This window comes from uncultured Marinobacter sp., assembly GCF_947259545.1.
GTDB lineage: Bacteria > Pseudomonadota > Gammaproteobacteria > Pseudomonadales > Oleiphilaceae > Marinobacter.
In genome coordinates this window covers 622,227-641,402 of sequence record NZ_CAMYMK010000008.1, presented here as the reverse complement: position 1 = coordinate 641,402, position 19,176 = coordinate 622,227, and the positions used below count along the sequence as shown (strand labels likewise).

The 19,176-nt window shown below is 52.8% G+C and carries 17 protein-coding genes; 5 read left to right on the top strand and 12 right to left on the bottom strand.

All coding sequences use genetic code 11. The annotated features are described in order from the left end of the window. Positions 1-87: 87 nt before the first annotated feature. From Q0Y21_RS14585 to Q0Y21_RS14555, 7 genes are all read right to left on the bottom strand, one after another. Positions 88-447 carry a hypothetical protein gene (locus Q0Y21_RS14585; RefSeq protein ID WP_297797001.1) on the bottom strand — a complete coding sequence of 120 codons (360 nt, stop codon included), beginning with the start codon at positions 445-447 and terminating at the stop codon, positions 88-90. A 61-nt stretch (positions 448-508) separates the two neighbouring features. Next, on the bottom strand, positions 509-2,467 hold the full coding sequence (locus Q0Y21_RS14580; RefSeq protein ID WP_297796998.1) for a DUF3732 domain-containing protein: 1,959 nt from the start codon (positions 2,465-2,467) through the stop codon (positions 509-511). A gap of 479 nt (positions 2,468-2,946) precedes the next feature. Further along, complete coding sequence (locus Q0Y21_RS14575) at positions 2,947-4,089, bottom strand: ABC-three component system protein (protein ID WP_297796995.1); 1,143 nt, start codon at positions 4,087-4,089, stop codon at positions 2,947-2,949. A gap of 270 nt (positions 4,090-4,359) precedes the next feature. Further along, positions 4,360-5,247, bottom strand: a complete 888-nt coding sequence (locus Q0Y21_RS14570) for a hydrolase or metal-binding protein (RefSeq protein WP_297796992.1) — start codon at positions 5,245-5,247, stop codon at positions 4,360-4,362. 62 nt (positions 5,248-5,309) lie between these two features. Then, the gene (locus Q0Y21_RS14565; RefSeq protein WP_297796989.1) at positions 5,310-6,305 is read right to left on the bottom strand and encodes a lambda-exonuclease family protein; all 996 of its coding nucleotides are present in this window, start codon (positions 6,303-6,305) and stop codon (positions 5,310-5,312) included. Between the two features lie 92 nt (positions 6,306-6,397). Further along, complete coding sequence (locus tag Q0Y21_RS14560) at positions 6,398-7,360, bottom strand: DUF932 domain-containing protein (protein ID WP_085681202.1); 963 nt, start codon at positions 7,358-7,360, stop codon at positions 6,398-6,400. A gap of 31 nt (positions 7,361-7,391) precedes the next feature. Then, entirely contained in the window at positions 7,392-7,742 is a 351-nt protein-coding gene (locus tag Q0Y21_RS14555) for a hypothetical protein (RefSeq protein ID WP_297796984.1), read from the bottom strand. Positions 7,743-8,438: 696 nt separating this feature from the next. Between Q0Y21_RS14555 and Q0Y21_RS14550 the strand changes: the two genes are divergently transcribed. The 4 genes from Q0Y21_RS14550 (at position 8,439) to Q0Y21_RS14535 (ending at position 10,882) form a co-directional block, all read left to right on the top strand. Further along, positions 8,439-8,702 (top strand): hypothetical protein, encoded by a 264-nt coding sequence (locus Q0Y21_RS14550; RefSeq protein WP_297796981.1) that lies wholly within the window; start codon positions 8,439-8,441, stop codon positions 8,700-8,702. Positions 8,703-8,780: 78 nt separating this feature from the next. Beyond that, positions 8,781-9,284, top strand: a complete 504-nt coding sequence (locus Q0Y21_RS14545; RefSeq protein WP_085681208.1) for a DUF411 domain-containing protein — start codon at positions 8,781-8,783, stop codon at positions 9,282-9,284. A 1-nt stretch (position 9,285) separates the two neighbouring features. Next, the gene (locus tag Q0Y21_RS14540; protein ID WP_085681210.1) at positions 9,286-10,008 is read left to right on the top strand and encodes a cytochrome c biogenesis protein CcdA; all 723 of its coding nucleotides are present in this window, start codon (positions 9,286-9,288) and stop codon (positions 10,006-10,008) included. A gap of 205 nt (positions 10,009-10,213) precedes the next feature. Next, on the top strand, positions 10,214-10,882 hold the full coding sequence (locus Q0Y21_RS14535; protein ID WP_072676521.1) for a response regulator transcription factor: 669 nt from the start codon (positions 10,214-10,216) through the stop codon (positions 10,880-10,882). Positions 10,883-10,941: 59 nt separating this feature from the next. Here the strand turns inward: Q0Y21_RS14535 and Q0Y21_RS14530 are convergent, their stop codons facing one another. After that, positions 10,942-11,181, bottom strand: coding sequence for a hypothetical protein (locus tag Q0Y21_RS14530; RefSeq protein WP_072676519.1), 240 nt, complete (start codon positions 11,179-11,181; stop codon positions 10,942-10,944). Between the two features lie 302 nt (positions 11,182-11,483). On the opposite strand from Q0Y21_RS14530, the gene Q0Y21_RS14525 reads away from it, so the two are divergent. Continuing rightward, a complete protein-coding gene (locus tag Q0Y21_RS14525; RefSeq protein WP_085681212.1) occupies positions 11,484-12,806 on the top strand; it encodes an ATP-binding protein in 1,323 nt (440 codons plus the stop codon). A gap of 87 nt (positions 12,807-12,893) precedes the next feature. Here Q0Y21_RS14525 and Q0Y21_RS14520 read toward each other — a convergent pair whose 3' ends face one another. The 4 genes from Q0Y21_RS14520 to Q0Y21_RS14505 form a co-directional block, all read right to left on the bottom strand. Then, positions 12,894-16,091, bottom strand: a complete 3,198-nt coding sequence (locus tag Q0Y21_RS14520) for a CusA/CzcA family heavy metal efflux RND transporter (RefSeq protein WP_297796961.1) — start codon at positions 16,089-16,091, stop codon at positions 12,894-12,896. 14 nt (positions 16,092-16,105) lie between these two features. Beyond that, positions 16,106-17,356, bottom strand: a complete 1,251-nt coding sequence (locus tag Q0Y21_RS14515) for an efflux RND transporter periplasmic adaptor subunit (RefSeq protein ID WP_004581709.1) — start codon at positions 17,354-17,356, stop codon at positions 16,106-16,108. Positions 17,357-17,380: 24 nt separating this feature from the next. Beyond that, positions 17,381-18,598 carry a TolC family protein gene (locus tag Q0Y21_RS14510; protein ID WP_058092801.1) on the bottom strand — a complete coding sequence of 406 codons (1,218 nt, stop codon included), beginning with the start codon at positions 18,596-18,598 and terminating at the stop codon, positions 17,381-17,383. A gap of 227 nt (positions 18,599-18,825) precedes the next feature. After that, positions 18,826-19,170, bottom strand: coding sequence for a P-II family nitrogen regulator (locus Q0Y21_RS14505; RefSeq protein ID WP_007151691.1), 345 nt, complete (start codon positions 19,168-19,170; stop codon positions 18,826-18,828). Positions 19,171-19,176 lie beyond the last annotated feature (6 nt).

Genomic DNA, 19,176 nt, shown 5'->3' with positions numbered 1-19,176 from the left:
GCCGAGATCGAAAAATAGATGCCCGCCTTCATGGCGTTGGAATGAAAACACGGAGATGGGGAGAATGCCTCGCTGTGTCTGCAAGTATTAGCCATTTTCCAACACCGTCTTCAGGTGTCTCATATTTCGTCGTAAGTTTTCCAGTTGGCTCTCGGCGTCCAATGCGTGCTCATCACCATTCAGCAATATCGTTCTAGCCTCACCTGGAAAATACAAGCACCTGGCAAGATATATGCAGCTAATGAAAACGAAATCAGCCGCATCCCGAATGCCATCGCTCTCTCGATTACTCCTAAGGATATCCCCTGATATTTCAAATGCTCGCAGCAATTCTGCTGACACGCCTTCCATATCACCCTGTTGATCCAAAAGCTTGTGCCCGACAAGGCGACTATGAAGCGCATCGACGGCTAGGCTTTGATATTTATCATCTAGCTCTTTGGTCATCCGGTCCCACGCAGAACATCTGAGGTTAACTTTACCAGTCGAAAAAATAACTCAGACCAACTCACTGAGTATTTGCCGACTCACCAATCCAATGCCCTGGAACTAACTTCTCACCATGTCGCCACTCGTAGCGAATCATATCCTCAAACCACTTTTCTCCGAACTTGGCGTGATCCATCACGATTATTTGAGAGAACGCCCCCTTGGACGTCATTTCATCAAGTAGACGATATATTTCTCTGACCCTATTTTTGTCTTCTTCATCCTCAGGAGCCAGTTCTCCCTCCCTATCCGTCGTCCTCAGCTCTTCTGGAAACCAAGCCTGACTCGGTTGATCGAGGATGAGAGTACGAGGTACTGGGCAAGCAAAACGCTCCAAGTGATCATGTATGGCCAATATACCTGCCAAGTGATAGCAGACCCAGTTAGCCCCACTGCCTATCTCGGCTAAACTAGTCATCTCGTCACTGCCCGGATCTATCTGGACCCTGATGGATAGATCTTCTACCGATATAGACGCGTTGCCTTTCTTGAACTCGACTTCCATTCGGCGCGCGAGCTCAGTCATTATCTGGTCAATAGTTTTCTGTGCTTTTTTACGGCGAGGCGTAACCGAGTTGAGTTTCTCTTGGAGCGCATCGATCTGCTCTATCAGCGAGTCAACGTCCTCCTCTTCATCATCTATGCCACCAAGATCTACGGTGCGAATGTACTCGGATATCCGGCCAAGCAATCGTTCAATTTCTCGGTCTGCTTTGAGGTACTTAGCGTTTTTCGAGATCGTTATCATTGCTTCCCTAAGCCTGCTCCGCATCTGCTCGTGCTTCTCCTCTAGCTGAACGAGTTCGTCTTCCAATCGCGCCCGAGCTTTACGAGCTTTTGAGTCAACTCGTAGGGGAACGGCACTGATACCTGTCAAAGCGGAGAAAGTCATGCCTAACTGATCGCGGTGCTTTTCAGGGTAAAAATATCCGGACTCGCAGACCGGACAGACCCCATTCTCGGCAGGAGCTGGAAGAAGTTCTGAGACACTGAGCCTGCTGAGCTGCCGAGAAACAACATCTTGATGAACTGCGGTACGGCGCTCAAAATCACGCAAACTTCTAACTCGCTTACGGGCTTCTTGTACCGCATAGCGAGACTTAAACTCATCAGCTTCCAACTCGCTGATATCCGGCGTTGCTGTCGCGACATTGAAACGACGATTTTCGTCAACCTCAACACCTCGCAAGATCTTTAATAGTTCCGAAACTGATTGCGGATGTTCACCATCAAGCAAGCCAATACCTTGGGCCTCTAGCCACAGTTTGTGCCCGCGAGTAAAAGTGTTGGCCCTCAGCCTCTCTCGCTCCTTGCGTTTCATCCTCAGCGCGGACAAATTGGACTTGAGCTTTCGCAAACGCCCTCTGGCCTCAAGTATTTCGGCGTCCTCAATACCGAGCAGAAATGGCAATGCGTCTAGCATATGCCTTCGATGCTCGTCTCTGTCTAAGCCAGGAACACTCACATGACGGTTAGCGATCACGTCTTGAGGTTGAAAAAGAAGTGGAGCGGCATGCCTAATATTCGCTTCTGCAAGAACCTCCTCCCAGGGCTGCTTCGAATTCGACAATACGGCCGCTCCTGAGATCCCTGTAAATGAAGAGAGTATGTCCCGTATCTGCCCTCGATTCGCCACCATTTTCGGAGGCTCGTTTGGGAATTCAAGGTCCGTCCCCAGTTGATACCACCCCTGTGTGGATACCTTGCTCCCAGGGGCTGGCAAAGGGCGAACAATCAGAAGCTCTCCCTCGGGTCCGACCAGGTGTGTACCCACATAGGAAACAGCTTGACGAATAATACCTTTGGGAATGGGACAGGACCGACTCATCATGAGGTAGTTTAAAATATCCAAAACCGCCGACTTGCCAGTTTGACTATTTCCCGTGATTACATTCACACCATGAAGGCTGAAGGTTAGCTGCCTACGATCCGCTCCCCCGCGCTGGTATAGAACCAGACTCTTAATTCTCCAAGTCATTCGACAAACTCCAGTCCTAGTGCGCTGGCAATACGCAAATCATCTTGCTCTCCTCCCAGCGTTCCACCAACGGCGCGGGCGACGCGGCGAACGAACGCAGAGCGGCTATCGGCCTTTGGAGGGTCAACTTTTCCCCTAGCGATTAACCGACCTTCCTGCAAATCCAAAACTCCAGCTATATCACCGTGGGCGCAGGCATTCCAAAAGGTGTCTCTCCACGCGATGATGGTCTGCTTCGAATATCCTCGCCAGCTCCGCGCGCCTTCTCCTCTGAGCCAGCCCGTGAGCGATTGTTTCTTCAAGGGCAAGGACATCAGAGTGCTCTCAGTTGAAATCAGTCCAAGCCCTAACATTGCCCACGGTATTAGTATTCCCTCGCTAGGGGATCGAGCGCGGTCATGGCTTTCAGCTAACCAGTGCAAAATAACCGCCGATGACATAGGCTCTTGGTGAATGTCTGTATCAACGAACTGCCGCACTTATTCCTCCTCACCGTAGCTCGGATTCCATTTCAGCACTAATGCGTTGCTCATCTCGTGATAGCTTCCTTGCGTGAACGGAAGTGGAGGTTCAGTACGCCCCAGTTTCGGTTGATACTTCATGCAAGTTGCATGGATGTCACGGCCAACTTCTTTTGCATTCTCGGGACCAGAAATCGGCAGGTGTTCCTCGTGCAGGGTCTGACAATATTCCTCCAAACCTCTATCGTGGCGCTTCAGATCCTGAACTTCGTGAGGAGCGCCGTCCATGAACTGTTGGCGACGAGCACGCGCTTCAAACCAATTATTCAAGGCGCGCGCAATCGTACTTGGCTGGTCTCTGTCAATTGCAGCTAATTGCGGGATCAGATGCTGATGGTGATTTACCTGAAGGCTTTGGATTTCTTCATCGGTGTAATCGAGCTCCGGAAATTCGTACACTCCTGGCTCAGCATTGCGCGCATATGCTTCCATCAAGTCCGAGTTCATCTCCTTTACGGTAACTTCGAAGCCGCCGGAATCGAGAGACTCCATTAAGCGACTCATAAATGCGCCAACCACAGCCTGACGCACTTGTGACACGATTACGGGAGTGACTCCCCGCTCCATTAGGGCCTCTTCCAGTAAATCATTGCTGGCTGCTAGCCGACTTTGAGCGCCGGCGATCTCAATACGAGTTAGCAATTCACGCCTGGCATTTTTCAAATTATTCCAGCGAACGTAGACGCCTTTGTTCGCGAGTTGCTTATTCGGCTCTTCAACAGCCCGCTCATTCATTTTTTCGAGTAATGAATCCCATGGAGCAAGCCCGGTCGGTCGGTAACATGATGCAAGTACAGAGTTCGGCTTGAGGTCACTCGTTGTCACTAGCCGTAGCTTCGCTTTCTCAGGAGCGGGTCCTCGAATCCAAGCGTCTACTGCTTGCCACCAAACTTGGCTGTCTTCACTAATGACATTGTGGTGTTCACTATGCTTCAACTGCTCGCACGCGAGGATAGCACCCTCCATAGTCGCGACTGACAAGTCATCTTCAACCTCAATCTTAATGACAACATCATTTGGAGCTACCAAGGCGCGGCGGCACGCTTCGGCCGCCTGCCATAGATACCCTGCCATTTGGCCTCCAGCGCTCGTTGTTGTCATAGCCTCTCCATTTCCATCCACCGACACCTAAAATGACAGCAACCTCGCCGAGGTTACAGAATCGCACCAAATAATCAGTAGCTTAGACTACCGAAGTGCTGCGTACCACACGACCTCTCTCGACCTTCACGCCAACCGACATTACCAAGCAATGAGTGGTTTAGTGATTGGGGGCAGGTCAACATCTACAAACAACGACAAAAAATAGCGCCTCAGAGAAAACATTGGCGAGTGGCCTTGCAAGGCCACTCGCCAAAACCTACACAAAACCTACACAGTGGCTGACTTGCCCGAGCCCAGGTCCTCTTTAAGCTTCGACATGACTATCGAGTCCACCGGTCTCCCACGAGCTGTCAAGCTGGGATAAAACTCTTCCATTACTTCAGCCACCTCATCCTCCTCATATTCAAACAGCGCATTATCAAATCCCTTCTCCGCAGCCGCATCCAGCGCAACCTGGTCAATACCCTCCTCCTTCATTTGCCTGGCTGTTTCCCCAGCCTCAGCCACCGCTTCCTGCAGTGACACCCCTTCCTTGATCACCAGATCAACATAGTAGATCGGCGTCCGATGGCTCTGCGTCGTGCTTTTACCTCGCAGCTTCAATTCCAACGGCATGTACGCCAGCAGACCACCAGAGACTGCCTGGTAGTAGCTCAGCCTGGCTGCAAGTGTCCGGATGCTGTTGTAGCCAGTCGTCCGAAAGATAAAAGTGCCGAGATCATCGTCGTCACCCACCTTGACGTTCAGACGGCCATAGGGCTTGCACAGGCCACCTTTGCCGAACTCACATAACGTCGGCCCCGGGCATGGCAAAGACTGCACTCCTGATTGCGTCAGGCGCTTACAGGTGTCGCCATTACCGACACACATAGGCCGCCCGCTTTTCCGGTCGAACATGGTGTATTCGGCCCGCAGATTCAGATCCGCGTCGTTGAAAAGCATGCGCACCGGGATGGTCCGGAGTTTGCTTTTTGGGGCATCCTTTCTCAGTTCCTCGTCCATGGGGTGAAGCACCCAGCCATCCTTCTCCTGAATCTGGGAGGTGATGGTGAATTGATCATCTTTCTGCGGTAGCCGGATGCCGTTCTTTTCAACGACCCGACCTATGCTGATACGCCCCAACACGGGAGGCGTGATGGCTAAACCTTTAATCATGATGACTCTCCTGAAAAAAAGACCACGGGGCACTCGTCATGCCCGCGTGGCCAATGGGGTATTCATGCTTGGATAAGGAATCGACGGCTTCCCGGTTTGGTCAGGGGATACTGACCCAGAAGCTCGGGCTGGTCCTTCAGCAGCTGTTTCACGTTGAGACCAACGGAATCCTTGCTGCGCTTCCAGCTCACGCTGCCACTTGGGAAGGTTGCCTTTGAGGCTTCGCCCATCTGGCTCTCGATGCGCTGTTTCAGGTGGGATTCTGTGGCGCCGAGGGCTTCCATTTCCTTGCGGATTGCCAGCAATTCGTCGAAGGCATCGGACAGCTCCTTGCTTTGGCTGAAGTCCAGGGTCTCCCCCCTGTCCACTGGGTACAGGTGGCGCAAGGCGCGTTCAGCAGAGTCGGTTCCATCAACCGGTGGTGGCGTATCCGTTTCCACGAAATCCCAGAATTGGCGCTCCAGCACGTACAGCGCCTCGATGAGCTCTTCATTCCGTTCAATGCGGTAGATCTTCAACTCCTGACCACACAGCAGCACGCACACGTCCGCCGCCTGTTTGCCGGTGACAGCCAACTGATGCTGCACCTGGCACTGGATGTAATCCGGCACACCCTCTTTCCATAGACGCGACCCGAACTCCCCTGCCGTTTTGCACTCCAGGATCTGCACATCGTCATCAGCCACCACGGAATAATCCAGGTTGGCCAACATCCAGTGTTTCTCCGGATCTGGATGCTGCAATACTGCATTCACCCGGCGCACCTTTCGGCCGGTCTGTTGGCTGTACTGCTCAGCTACAATCGGTTCCAGAATATGACCCCAGTAGACCGGAGAGGTGGGATCGTCCGAATCCGGTTTGGGTAGTCCAGTATCTCTGCCAGTTTTCACCATCCATAGTTCGAGTTGGGACTGGTAAGGGTTCATGCCAACGGCCGCAGCGGCATCGCTACTACCTATGCCCTGCTTACGTACCTTCAGCCATTCATCCCGACTGAGTCCCTTGGTGGAGACCAGGCGCAACGCTGGTCGCTGTTTCTGAATTGTGTTTGCACGCATGCCCATGGTGTTTTCCTCCAGACATAAAAAAGCCCGCCGGAGCATCAGGCTCCGGCGGGCTTTATGGCGGTTTCGAGATGTGTGGGATTGGCTCAGGCCACAAGTGACATGGCCTGCTCTAATGCACGATTCTTCAAGGCTGCACCGGTCCCAAACCAGGCTGAATCCAGCCGGTGGTCCACGGTTTTGGCACGGCGCTGGTGATCGATGAATTCCGTCACTGCATTCAGCAGCCCGTAGGCTGTGCCGTCCGATGAAGCCAACGTGGCACCCATGCCCTCGCCTTCGAACAGACCCAGGGCTTTTGCCATGGAACGCTCGTTGGTTTTACCAACCCCAGCACTAGAGTCGTCCGTGAACACCTTGAGGAAGTAGTTCCTGGCCTCAGTGATTTTCACTTTCCGCTCACTCAGGGTCTTCAGGCGGTACATGAAGTCATCCCATGCGCTAACGGATATGCCGAGCTGCTTCTTCACCAGGTCCGCGTCGAATGCGGTGTTGTGCTTCACCTTGACGGCGTTGGCGGTGGAGCCTTTCAGTGCCACCGCGAGGGTGTTGTTGCACACCACTCGGATGCTGGTGAACTGAGCAGTTGTCGCCATGGTTCCGTCGCAAGCGGTGGCCAGCAGCACGTAGGCATTGGTTTGATCGTTGCCCTTGAGCATGCCGGATTGGCCGGTACGAGCCAGCGCCCACATCTTGCGACCGCCTTTCAGGACACCAGCTGTTTCCAACTCAAAGCCAGACACCTCGGTCAGATCCCGATAGAACTCCAAGATCTCCTCAGGCTGAACCACCTTAAAGCGGTTACCGACGACCGACAGCGGAGCCTTGGTATCCGAGCGGTAAAGCACTTTCGAGTCCGGGTAGGACAGAATTTCACCCAGGGTGCCACTGGAGTTGGTGACAAAGCGGACAGGGCTTTCCTGAATCTTCCAGTCTAGGCCCGCTTGTTTTGCCCAGACCTCCAGGGGTTGATTGGAAGTCAGTTCATTCCCCAGACCATGCCAGGGGGTTTGGCCAACGTAGGCCATTTGCTCGATGAGATGAGCCATGGTTGCTCTCCTATGGTATTTGCGAGGGGAATCAGCGGATATCGTCGCGGGAGTCGGGATCGGTACTGAAGGAATAGCCGCAATCCAGGCAGCGAAGGTTGTCCAGCACACGGTCATCCAGGACATCGCCCAGAATCACGCCAGCGGAAGCGCCAGAAGCGCCACCCAGCAGTGCACCTATAACAGCACCGCCGAAACCACCCACAGCTGGGCCCATGGGACCGGCAACGACACCTAGGGCCGCACCTGCTCGAGCGCCAGCCGTTGCGGCGGCATACCCACCATAGGCACCTGCAGAAACACCCACCACACCAGCGGTTTTCTTGCCGTAGTTGTTCTTGCCAATCCGCCGGGACAGGCAGTTGGGGCATTGTTCAGACATTGGAATTACCTTTGTGAATGGGAAGAGAAGGCACTGTCAGTGCCCCGGTTCACAGAGGTGATATAGGTTTGAAATTTTTTTGACTGCCCTACCCCAGTAATTCTGGCCACTTTAAAACCGAAAACCTAGCACAGTGCTTGACGTATGAGCAGCTCAAGGGTTTTATAATCGTGCTTCGAATCTTAATTCGGGTCGACCAATGCTCTTCCGAAACGTCACCACCGCATTACTAAGTATTCTGCTTTTGCTCGGCTCCGTACCACCGAGTCTAGCCGGGGTGGCAATTGGTGCCACTGACGCTAGTGGCAGTGAGACTCATTGCCGTGGAGTGGATCAAGTTTTTGCGGTTGATATGGAACTTGGCCCCGCCAAGGTACCGATGAACTGCAGTGATCCTGAGGGGATGAACTGTTTGCGGATCGCAGCCCAATGCTCCTTAACACCGCTATATGCGCTAACAGGCACAAGTTCCGTTCCAAGTATTCAGCCCACCACCAGTTTTCGTGCCGCACCGATCAGTGCGGAATATCAGAGTCCTATCGCAGACGTTCTCACGCCCCCACCTGACTCTACCTCCTGAACCACTGTTCCGCCGTGGCCGGGCTTCAAAGCTCGGCACAAGAATATCCGTTCAAACACAAAAGCAGTTCTGGCAGTGACTACGCGTGGCCAAACCTGCTCGTAAGGAGAATGACGATGAAAACCACTACGTTCAAAATGATCGGTGCAAGTGCTGTTCTTGCCGCCGCCATCGCTAGCGTTTCCGCTTTTGCTCACAAGCCTGAACAGCAAGGTATGGGCATGATGGGCGAACACATGGAGACCATGGGCGGCATGATGGAAATGATGTCCGGCATGTCCGCCGACAATCGCTCTAAAATGCAGGCGGCGTGCATGAAAATGATGCAGAGTGATGGCGAAGCATCGCCATCAAGCAATCAGGACGAGTCTAGCCAATAACCAATCAAGAGCAAATGGCTGGTGACGCGCCAACCCAGCGGCACCAGCCTCACTCAAATCGTTTGACAGGAACACACTATGAGAAACTCTATCGCTGCCGGCTCAGTCGCGCTTGCTTTGAGCACTCTTTCTATGGGCTTCCATCTTTACGCCGCCGAATCCACTCTCGAAAGCGGAGTATCGGGTAAAACCGATCATGCTATTACAGTTTACAAGAGCCCCAATTGTTCATGCTGTGCCGACTGGGCAGAGCATCTTGAGAGCAATGGATTCGAAGTGAACATTGAGAACACAAGCAACATCAACGAAATCAAAATCCAGCATCAGATTCCACGGGACATGGCATCCTGCCACACGGGCATTATCGATGGCTTGGTGATCGAGGGTCATGTTCCAGCCGACGACATCAAGGCATACCTGGATTCACCGTCACAACCATTCGGCGACAACACCGTCGGCCTCGCTGTCCCTGGCATGCCTCATGGCACTCCCGGTATGGAAACAGGCAGGCAAGATAACTATGACGTGATGGCATTTACCGCTGACGGCGCGGCTCAAAGCGTTAAACGATACGAGTTCTGATATGCCGGACCTCGCAACCTGGGGCACTCTGGCCGCCTTTCTTGGCGGCCTTGTGTCCTTCTTTTCCCCTTGTACCCTTCCGCTCGTACCGGGTTACCTATCCGTTGTTACCGGCGGCGCGGTGAGCGAAGCCTCAAATCGGTTGAAGGCTTTTTGGTTGAGCCTTTGTTTTGTGCTGGGGTTCAGCCTGGTTTTTGTCGCGCTCGGCGCAAGCGCCAGCCTCCTGGGCCAATGGCTGATAGCCTACCGTCAAGAAGCCAACCTGGTGGCAGGCACACTGATTGTGCTGATGGGGCTGTTCATGCTGGGATGGTGGAGCATGCCCGCACTGCAACGTGACTGGCGCCTGGGGCAGACACTCGAAGGTGGACGGCCAACTGCGGCGTTTTTACTGGGCGTGGCCTTTGCGGTCGGCTGGACGCCCTGTATTGGCCCCATACTTGGCGCCATTCTGGCTCTGAGCTCTACGCATGCCAATGCCGAAACGGGAATGCTGTATCTGGCCGTGTATTCGTTAGGGCTGGCGCTGCCATTCCTTGGAACTGCCTTGTTCATTGAACATTTTCGCAAGCGAGTACGCGGGCTCAGCCGTTGGAGCAGAGCGTTGAGAGCTTTCGCTGGTTTGGTGTTAATTGTGATGGGCGTGATGGTGTTAACCGGGCAGATGACCCGTTTTGCTACCTGGATGCTATCCACATTTCCTGTTCTGGGAGGGCTCGGCTGACGTTTTTAGTATGCGGTTAAGCGATCACATGTGGATAGTGTTTGTATAGAAAACTTTCCTCACAGTAATGCCTTTTTCAAGCTAGATTCAGCTTCGTCTGTTGTTATAGCGGGTCGCTTGAAGTCCGATCTCTTAGCTAATTTTGATTTGCTCTCGAGAAGGGCGACAGCCACAATTTTCCAACATCCAGAGACGGCACTTATAGATGAAGGTTCTAATTGTCGAAGACAACGCGGTACTCGCAGAAAAAATCTCCGTTTGGCTTGCGAAGGAAAACTTTACTGTAGATGTTGCCCAAAACGGAAAAGAGGCAAATTTCTTCGTAGAGACAAGCAGTTATCAGGCGATCATTCTGGATATAGGACTGCCCGACGAGAACGGGCTTTCTTTGATGCAAAAATGGAGAAGCAACGGCAAAGATGAAGCCATCCTGATTCTAACTGCCAGGTCCAACTGGACAGAGAGAGTTGAAGGCTTGAATGCCGGGGCAGACGACTATCTTCCAAAACCGTTCGAATTTGATGAACTGAAAGCTCGACTTAGCGCCATCATAAGAAGAAAAGACGGGCGAACAACTGATAAGATAGCGGTTGATGGGTTTCTTCTAAGTTCAACCTACAGAACGCTAACAACCCCTGATCATAAAGAATTCAGGCTAACCGCAACAGAATATCGCCTTCTTCAATGCTTCCTTCGATCTCCTGACAGAGTCTTTTCCCAGGATGATCTTGTTGAATCACTTTACAATATCGAAAGATGCCCAACGCGAAATGTTGTTCAGGTATATATTGCGAGGCTTAGGAAAATACTTGGGAAAAAAAGAATAAAAACGTTGAGAGGGCAAGGTTACTATTTCGCGAGAGAGACCCACTAAAAAATTTATACTGCGAGTCACGTCAGTAACTCTCACCTGACTCGCAGAAAACCAAAAAATTACTGTTTCTTCAATAGATCAGCAACTAGCTCCTTGATTACTCGATGCTCTTCCTTCAACTTCTTGACCGTCTCGCTTTCTTCAGAACGATAGTCGGAGGACCGTTCATCGATGCTCTTATCAGGGTAGCTTCTTGCCTCATTATACCTATCTGCTTGTCCGCCATTGCTGCCTGCGAGGGCTATGGAAGCCCCGGTTCCTAGAAAAGATGCTATTAAAATTACAGACACTTTTTTCATAAACAGCTCCGATATGTCATTCTATTCAACCAACGAAATTCAATCGCCTTACGCAGTTAGTAGAACATCGAAACCTTAAACACATTTGAATGTGGACGTATTTTAAAGATCTTCACATTCCGTAAACTACAGGCCCACAGCTATTCAGGCAGATTTTGACAAGACTAAACGAACGACCAAAGCACAACCCCTCTAGCGTCAGGTGAGTTGCGACACGCATCAATCCCATCTATGCTTTCAAGCTCAGTCGCCTCTCTAGCCCTCAGCTAGCTCCTCCCGCTCAATCGACCATAACTAATACCATGACAGCGCAGAAAAGCATCCGAAAAACTGCACTCCAATATGGCATCGTTTTCAGCCTCTTGTATTTTCTACTAATTTTTTTCTCGCACACTTATGTAATAGAGCAGCTTTCGAACGAGTCCAGAAAACATCGCCTTGACAAGGAGGTGGAGAGTTTTCAAACCATCATTGAAAACGAAGTTCCGACGCCCGACGAGATTGGCAGCATGATTGATCGATTCCAATTGCTACTGGAGCACGCCCTCGTCGTCGAAATGAAAGATGGAAGCATCATTGCCAGTAGCAACATAGATCAAACAACGTTGCGCATGGTTTCAAGAAAGCCGGCGGGCTTTGTAGAAATATCCCAAGGTGCAGATGGCCTTCTTGGATTGAAACGAGGTGTCGGAATTGATAGTCCGCTTTCGTCAGTCACCATCCTGGAAATGGAAAGCGGACTAGCTGAGCGATCCAGTGGGGCTCACCTGACCTTGCTGGCTGCCTCCGCATTATTACTTTTTGTTCTCTTGGCTCTGGTAGGCACCACTACTTACCTCGCTTTGAAACCGATCGAACACATCAAGGAAGACATGAGGAGACTGCAATCTGGCAAACAACCTCGTTTGAATCCTGACGCACCAGAGGAGTTCAGTCCGCTGATCAAACAGTTCAATAACCTACTTGAACTAGCAAGTCGTCGCCTTGACCGCCATCGCCGCCTCAATTCCGATCTTTCTCACATGGTCAAGACCTCGATCTCTGCCAATCTCGCAATCTTGTCAGACACTGGTTCATTACCTCCGTCCCGCGACGACATAGAGTTCATGACCTCCAACCTAAAGGATCTAAGCCGGTCCTTGAACTACCGCATGAGCAAGGCAGATATCTCCGGCAGGCAGATGGGGCAAACATGTTTGCCGATTGAAATAGCGAACAACGTCATTTCTGTCATGGAAAAAATCTTTCCCGATAAGAGTTTCCGTATTAATACATCCTTGCCGAATAACTTCAGTTGGCCCATGGAGCGTCAGGACCTATCAGAGTTATTCGGTAACCTGCTCGAAAACGGCGGGAAGTGGAGTCAGGCTGAGATTGACGTTTCAATAAGCCAGACCGATTCCGGGCTAACGATAGAAGTTGCAGACGACGGCCCTGGGATTACTCCAGAAGCGGCCTCAAAAGTGATGGATAGAGGTTCCCGGCTTGACGAAACCGTTTCTGGATTTGGATTGGGACTGTCCATCGTGTCCGAAATACTAGAAGACAATTTCGGACGGATGAACATTGGCCCCTCAGAAACAGGGGGCGCCAGGATTACAGTTGTGCTTCCTTTCCCAGAGTAGAGCACAACCATAATTCCTCCGCCCCGCTATGACGGAGGGATTACCCTCCCCTGCTGGCGATCAAAACTGTGTATTTCCACCTCTCTTCTACCGTTGCATATCATCGAGTTTAGCCCTTGAGAAGCGCGTGAATAGAGCCGGTAAAACAAAAAGCGTTAGGAAAGTCGCAGTCACGAGACCACCTACAATCACGCTGGCCAGTGGCTTCTGGATTTCCGCACCCACGCCCGTCGACAATAGCATCGGTATCAAACCGAGTGCCGAGGTTATTGCTGTCATCAAGACAGGGCGCAAACGGGAGACGGCACCTTCAAACACCGCGGCATCCACGCTTAACCCATCCTGTATTCGCTGATTGATGCTTTCGACCATAACGACCCCGTTAAGCACCGCCACACCGAACAGCGTGATAAATCCAACGGAACTGGGCACTGAAAGATACTGACCGGAGATCCAGAGTGAAAAGACGCCACCAATAACGGCAAGCGGCACGTTGACCAGAATCAACAATGCTTGACCGACCGAACTGAAAGCAAAGTACAGCAACAGCGCGATCAGGCCCAGAGATACAGGAACCACAATGGTCAATCGCTTCTGAGCTCGCTGCTGGTTTTCAAACTGACCACCAATATCAACCGAGTAGCCGGGGGGAAGGTTCACTTCTGACGCGATGGTATCCTGAATATCGGCAACCACACTGCCCATGTCACGACCCTGCACATTAGACTGAATGACCACACGGCGCTGAACGTCATCGCGGCGCACCTGAGGCGGGCCAGACTCAATAGACACATCGGCCACATCGCCGAGTCTCACCCAGGCTCCGGACGGCGCCTGTAACCTGAGATCGGCAATGGCATCCCGGTCTTCCCGGAAACGTTTGGCCAGACGCACATAGATATCATACCGCTCATTTCCGTTGATGATCTGGCCAGCGGCGGCACCACCCAGTCCATCCCGGACGACACTCATCACATCAGACACGGCGAGTCCGTACCGGGAGAGTGCCTGACGGTCAGGCTGAACCACCAACTGCGCTTCACCAGCAATCTGCTCCATGGCCACGTCTCGTGTTCCCTGAACTGTTCGGACCGCCGCTTCGATCTGCTGGCCTTTCTCCGCCAATACATCGAGATCCGGGCCAAAGAGTTTGATGGCCAACTGCGCACGAACACCAGACAACAATTCATCAACCCGAGTCGCAATAGGCTGAGAAAAGTTAAACAGTAGCCCCGGGTGCTGTTCGAGCTTCTCCTCAAACAGGGCCTGCAATTCATAGCGATTGCTGGCGCTGGTCCATTCCGAAGTTGGTTTCAAGCCAATATAGATCTCTATATTGTTAACGGGCTCTGGGTCGCCGCCTATTTCTGCTCGACCAGCCCGGGACAGAGCATAAGTCACTTCTGGAAATTCCATCAACATGGCTTCCAGTTTTGGCGCAACTTCAAGCGCCGTATCAAGGCTTGATGAAGGGGCGAGCGTCACCCGGAGGTTGATCGTTCCTTCTTCCAGCTCAGGGACAAACTCAGTGCCGAGTCGAGGCACGACCAGGGCCGCCAGCACCACAAGAACAGCGGCAGCACCGACAACAGATCTGGTGTGTTTCAGCGACCAGTCAAGGCCCTTGCGATAGAGCTTCTCAAGAGGTTTTAGAACGAAGCTTTCCCTCTCCCGAATACCCTTGCGAAACACAAAAGAAGCCAACGCAGGCACAACGATGAGAGCGACGATCACAGCGGACACAATGGCCAGCATGATGCTGATCGCCATTGGCTGGAAAAGCTTGGCTTCCACACCTTCAAAACTGAACAGAGGCATGAAAACGACCAGAATAATCGCCGTCGCAAAAAAGATGGGGCGCGCCACTTCCCGGCCGGCTTCCTGGAGTCTAAGCGCAATGCCATGATCATCGTGTGACGCGTCCAACGGATCGGGGTCGTTTTCAACCAATTCATCCCGATGGGCGTCATGCTCAGCATCGGGATGCGTCAGATGTTTGAACATGTTCTCGACCATAACAACAGAGCCGTCCACCAGCATGCCAATTGCCACAGCAATGCCACCCAGAGACATCAAGTTGGCCGAGAGGCCGAACCAGGCCATGATCATCAGCGCAATACCGATTGAAATTGGTATAGAAAGCAGCACGAGCGTTGTTGCCCGAAGATTCATCAGACACAGGGCAAGCACGATCGCAATAAACACAAAAGCCAACAGAAGCGCATTGGTCACCGTCTCTACGGCCTTGGTCACCAGATCCGCCTGGTTGTAATAGGGCTCAAAACGAACCCCACTCGGAAGCGCCTGATTTATGCGATCAATGCGGGCCTCGATGCCGTCGATGGTGGCTTTTGTATTGGCCCCCATTCGTTTGAGTACAATGCCAGAAACCACTTCACCCAGTTGTTCAACTTGACCGTCTTCATCCTTCCGGGTCATGGTCACCGCACCCTGGCGAATTTCAGTGCCCAGCGCTACTTGGGCGACATCGCTCACCGTCACTGTAATGCCATCACTGGTTTTAACGGGCACTTGACGGATCTGCTCCAGCCCCTGCTCGCCATTACCCAGCCAGCCCATACCGCGAATAACCAACTGCTCCTGTCCGCGGCCCATATACCAGCCCCCAACATTGGAGTTGTTGTTCTCCAGGGCGTCCATGACGTCGTTCTGTGATAAGTCATAGGACAGCATTCGCGCCGGGTTCAGGTTGACCTGGTATTGACGGACCTCCCCGCCAAACGACAGAATCTCTGTTACCCCTTCGGCGGGTATCAGCAACAGCTTGACCAGCCAGTCGTGCAAGCTGCGTAATTCCATTGCGTCGTACCCAGAATCCGGGTCAGCTATTAGCAAGTACTGGTAGACCTGGCCGAGACCGGACGTATTCGGGCCCATTTCAGGCACCCCGACCCCGTCCGGAATCAGCTCCCGCGCGGCCTGCAACCGCTCGAACACCAGTTGGCGCGCGAAATAGATATCCGTGCCCTCTTTAAAGACCACGGTGACACCAGACAACCCGGTTTTGGAGATGGACCGAACCTCCTCAACATCCGGCAACGCATACATCACCGCTTCAATGGGATAGGTGATCAGTTGCTCGACTTCCTCGGCCGCAAGTCCGGGCGCCTCTGTATTAACAGCGACCTGGACGTTTGTAACGTCAGGGAAAGCATCAAGATTCAGTTTTGGGATCTGAAACGCGGCCGTGGCGATAAGCACTGCAAGCGCAATAAGAACCAACAGGCGGTTCTGAACCGCCCAGTCGACAACTCGGTTGAACATAATGGCTCCCGGAATCAGTGGTTGTGTGGGTCAAAGCCGCCTTTGGCAATTTCAGAGGCCACAAAAAATGCGCCCCGCGAAACGATCCGTTGGCCTGCAGTCAGGCCCGAAATTTCACGGAGTCCGCCAATTGCGCGACCCAGTTCCACTTCCACAGGCTCGTACTCCCCTTCAGCCTCTTCCACATAGACCGTCCAGTCGCCATCGGCGCCTCGCATCAACGCACTCTCCGGCACCGCAAGCACCGGCTCCGTGGTTTTAAAAAGGAAATACACATCTGCAAACATTCCGGGATGAAAACGATCTTCCGGATTGTCCAGCTCCAACCGAACAATTCGCGTGCGGGTCACAGCGTCAATGGTATGAGCTTCCTGGGATACCGTTGCCACAGCTACTCGGCCTGCAACTCTTACTTCCGCTTCGGCCCCTTGCTTAAGGACAATGTCGGAGTTTGCTGGCAGGTGAGCCTCTACCCAAAGTTCGCTTTCATTAGCCAGAGTCACCAGCGGTTGGCCTGCCTCAACTCTTTGTCCTTGCTCAAACTCATCGGTCAGCACTGCGCCATCCACGCGAGCTCTGAGCGTGTATTCACCGAGACTACCTACGCCGCTGGCCTTCAACGCACCAATGTCATCATCGTTTAGCCCATAAGCAAGCAGAGTCGCCCTCGCCGCTTCAATATTCGCTTTCGCCGTATTGAACCGCTGATCACCAACCACGGAACGACCCAGCCCGCTGATTCGCTCCCATTCAGGAAAAGCCTTCCTGTAATCAGCCTGCGCCTGTGCCACCGTCTCACTGAACAGGGTTACCAGTTGCTGACCTTTGGTTACGTGCTCACCCAATTCCACGTGACGTCTCAACACCACCGAGGCAACCCGGGGGGACACGTGATAGCTGGTATAGCCGTTGGTCAGCAGCTCACCGGGAGCGTAGATTTCATAGTCAACGCGCTTGCTCTCGAGGGTTGCTACCTCAATGCCGGCGAGCTCTTTCTGTTTGGCATTGATGCTTGCGGTAGTTGATTCTTCATGACCACCATCGCTCTCCTCTTCGTGGCCATGACCTTCTTCCTCTTCATGCTCACGTTCTTCAGCATGCCCGCCCTCATGCTCATCCTCTTCACCGGTACCTTCTCGATGATCGTCGCCACCGGCGGCATGATCATGGCCCGCCTCGTTATGCGCATCTTCCTCGGCCTGCACCAATGAAGGGGGAGCTATAAACAGCGTCAATACAAATACTGAAATCAGAGTTTTTTTCATGATGACTATCCAGTTTCCAGAATATTATTGGAAGGGGGTGATCAGTTCGCCAGACTGGCTCAAGAGTTCAATCAGGCCCAGCTGCGCCAGCTTTTCCAGTTCAATACCGGTTTTCAGGCTCTCCGCGCGCTGGCCTAACGCCTGGAGATACTCAGAGGTGGAGAGGTCGCCGACCTGCCACTGCTTCTCAAGCAAATCGGCACTTCGCTGTACACGCCCCTGGGATAGTTCTTTCCATCGACGAAGTTGCTTGTCGTATCGCTTCCAGGAAGCGCGAGCGCCTGCCAGGTCATATTGTTGTTTCCGGTAGAGCGCCTGAAACCGCGCTTCGGCCTCCAGAGCCCGTCGATTCGCGGCCCGGATTTCAGCGCTGTAGTTATTACGGACGTTCAGAGGGATCGAGAATGTCAGGCCAACCACGTTCTCGCCGCCGTCACGCCCTCCGCTCAGCCCTACTGTCGGCGATGCTGTGGCTTTGCGTCTCGCAACCTCTGCCTCACTTTTCAGCACCTGCCACTCGGCTCGAGCGACTGCAATTGACGGGTGTGACAGCAGATCAGCCTCACCAATCTGGGACTCCAGCGCTGGCCATATATACTCGGGGATTCCCCCATCCTGAGGCCTCCAGTCCGGCAGACGTTCTTGAACCTGAGTTTCTGCCCGATCAACTGCGGCCTTTGCCTGGGCGACTTCGCTCAACTGACGGGATAGATTTAGAAACAGAAGCTCTGCATCGGCACGCCCCAGATCACCTGCCTGCTGGCGCTGTTCAACCTGGTCCAGCAAAGCATCCAGGCGCTGCTGTTGGGATTCAGCAATTTCCTCAAACAGCGTAGTGGCGCGCCACTCGACAAGCGCAAACAATGATTCAGACGTTTGTGTCAGAACTGCTTCGCTCAAGCCAGCTTGCGCAGACAGCCTGATCAGCTTTGCCTTCTCCTGTAATGCGCCCTGTTGATCAGACCAATCGATCGTTTGTGACAGCCCTGCCTCAAAGTTATTCTCACTGCCCGTTCTGTCTGCTCCTACGGACAACTCCGGGTTATACAGCGGTTGTTCGCTTGCCTCAGCGTCCTCTTTCCGCGCTGCCGCCTGCTCTGTCGCTGCCAGTACCTCCGGGTGCTTGCTTATCTGGCCAGTGAGCCAATTCGCCCAATTAACAGTCTCAGCTTGACCGAACAGAGGAATGGACAATAGTACTGAACACAGCAACGCCCGAGGCGAGTGCTTGCTTGCCTTCATCGACTTTCTCCCGAAGCGATTAATAGCCAAAAATCATAGGTGTAAGGCGCCTATGACGAGGCAGGAAAAGATCGAGATAATAAGTGCAAACTTTGAAATGAGTTTGAATTCGGAAAAACAGTTCAGATATGAGTCGCTAAAAACTCTTTGTAGCGCTTCTCAATGAGGCTAAGAACGGCAGCTCGCGACCAATCGCCGCGATGCCACCGTCTCATTTCAGGAAGGGGCTAGATTGAAGTGGGTTGGAGTGCGCTTTCGTCGGTCGCCCCGTCTTCAATACGAACGGCCTGAACCAGTCGGGATACCAGTACCTTGCCGTCCCCCGGGTGTCCATCCCGGGTCCTGCTCGTTCGCACAATGATGTCCACAACTTCATCGGCAACAGCATCGGTCGCTACATCTACTTCCAGCTTGACCATCTGCACTTTCTCCAGAGGCGATTCATCGCCAACCAGATGACCAAATTCGTTGAGAGACACGACAGCAATGCTTGCCACCCCCTTAACTTTGGCCAGAGCATCAACCACATGCTCTGCCATCACTTCTCTGACATACGCTTTTATTTCATACATAAACCG